The sequence below is a fragment of the Achromobacter sp. 01N37 genome, from assembly GCF_056399725.1.
Window position 1 is genome coordinate 1 of sequence record NZ_JBFTRX010000047.1, and the last position, 1,393, is coordinate 1,393.

General features: G+C 61.2%; 1 protein-coding gene. It reads right to left on the reverse strand.

The genetic code is table 11. The annotated features are described in order from the left end of the window. A partial coding sequence (locus AC1DSJ_RS30155; protein WP_476760475.1) for a VCBS domain-containing protein occupies nt 1-1,393 on the reverse strand: 1,393 nt, incomplete at both ends.

The following is a 1,393-nucleotide window of genomic DNA, read 5'->3' on the forward strand; positions in this document are numbered from 1 at the left end:
CGTCTTCGGTGACCGAACCCTTGTCATCGCCGGGTTGAGCCGGATTGATGGTCGCGCCGTCGTCCGTGCCGTTGATGGTGACCGTGACTTGCTTGTCGACGATTCCGCCGTTGCCGTCGTTGACGGTCACGGTGAAGGTTTCGGTAAAGGTCTCGCCGGACTTCAGGCCYTGAACAGCCTTGTTGGCGTTGTCCAGGTTGTAGGTCCAGTTGCCGGAGCCATCGACCGAGAACGAACCATAAGCACCCTTGCCGTCGTTGTTGACGGTCCAGGTATGGGTATCGGTCGTGTCAATGTCAGCGACGTCGATCTTGCCGGTGGCAACCAGCGTGCCGTCTTCGGTGACAGCGCCATCGGCCTTACCGGTCAGGACCGGGATGTCGTTGGTGCCAACGATGGTGACCACGACCTGGCCGGTGTTGCCATCAGCCGTCGTAACGGTGAAGGTCTCGGTCAGGGTCTTGCCCGCGCCCAGGCCTTGAACGGCCGGGTCGTTGTTGGTCAGTGTGTAGTTCCACTTGCCATCGGCGTCGATGGAGAAGGTGCCGTGCTGGCCGGCTGCGTTGGTTTGCGTTTGGAAGACCGCTTGGCCAGCGTCGGGATCGGTGACTTCGAGCTTGCCGCCGGTCGTAAGCGTCACGTCTTCGGTGACTGAACCCTTGTCATCACCCGGTTGAGCCGGGTTGATGGTCGCGCCGTCGTCCGTGCCGTTGATGGTGACCGTGACTTGTTTGTCGACGATTCCGCCGTTGCCGTCGTTCACCGTCACAGTGAAGGTTTCGGTGATCGATTCGCCCGACTTCAGACCTTGAACGGTCTTGTTGGCGTTGTCGAGGTTGTACGTCCAGTTGCCGGAGCCATCGACTGAGAACGAGCCATACGTACCCTTGCCATCATTGTTGACKGTCCAGGTGTGCGTRTCGGTCGTGTCGAYGTCAGCGACGTCGATYTTGCCGGTGGCAACCAGCGTGCCGTCTTCGGTAACCGCACCGTCAGCCTTGCCCGTCAGAACGGGGGTGTCGTTCGTACCGACGATCGTGACGACCACTTGACCGGTCGTGCCGTCAGCCGTCGTAACGGTGAAGGTCTCGGTCAAGGTCTTGCCAGCGCCCAGGCCTTGAACGGCCGGGTCGTTGTTGGTCAAGGTGTAGTTCCACTTGCCATCGGCATCGATGGAGAAGGTGCCGTGCTGGCCGGCTGCGTTGGTCTGCGTTTGGAAGACCGCTTGACCTGCATCCGGATCGGTCACTTCCAGCTTGCCGCCGGTCGTGAGCGTACCGTCTTCGGTGACCGAACCCTTGTCATCGCCGGGTTGAGCCGGATTGATGGTCGCGCCGTCATCCGTGCCGTTGATGGTGACCGTGACCGCCTTGTCGACGATCCCGCCGTGGCC